This is a genomic window from Streptomyces sp. AC627_RSS907, assembly GCF_019049165.1.
The window spans coordinates 1-749 of record NZ_JAGMUE010001413.1; the positions used below are offsets into that span (position 1 = coordinate 1).

The window sequence follows — 749 nt, forward strand, 5'->3', positions numbered from 1 at the left end:
CCTTAGGCACCGACGTGACCATCGTCGAGGCGCTGCCGAACCTGGTTCCGGTCGAGGACGTGAACAGCTCCAAGCTCCTGGAGCGCGCCTTCCGCAAGCGCGGCATCAAGTTCTCCGTCGGCTCGCGCTTCTCCGGCGTCGAGTACACCGCCAACGGCGTCAAGGTCTCGCTGGAGAACGGCAAGACCTTCGAGGCCGAGCTGCTGCTCGTCGCCGTCGGTCGCGGCCCGGTCTCGCAGGGCCTGGGCTACGAGGAGGCCGGGGTCGCCATGGACCGCGGCTACGTCCTGGTCGACGAGTACATGCGCACCAACGTGCCGACCGTCTCGGCCGTGGGCGACCTGGTCCCCACCCTGCAGCTCGCGCACGTCGGCTTCGCCGAGGGCATCCTGGTCGCGGAGCGGCTCGCCGGTCTGCAGACCGTGCCGATCGACTACGACGGCGTGCCGCGCGTCACGTACTGCCACCCCGAGGTCGCCTCCGTCGGCATCACCGAGGAGAAGGCCAAGGAGCTGTACGGCGCCGACAAGGTCGTGGCCCTGAAGTACAACCTGGGCGGCAACGGCAAGAGCCGCATCCTGAAGACCACGGGTGAGATCAAGCTGGTCCAGGTGCGCGACGGCGCCGTGGTCGGCGTCCACATGGTCGGTGACCGCATGGGTGAGCAGGTTGGCGAGGCCCAGCTCATCTACAACTGGGAGGCGCTGCCCGCCGAGGTGGCCCAGCTCATCCACGCGCACCCCACGCAG

The 749-nt window shown here is 68.9% G+C and carries 1 protein-coding gene; it reads left to right on the top strand.

Annotation, left to right across the window (positions count from 1 at the left end):
* On the top strand, positions 1–749 hold a 749-nt coding region (locus KUM32_RS42180; protein ID WP_217146884.1), incomplete at both ends, for an FAD-dependent oxidoreductase.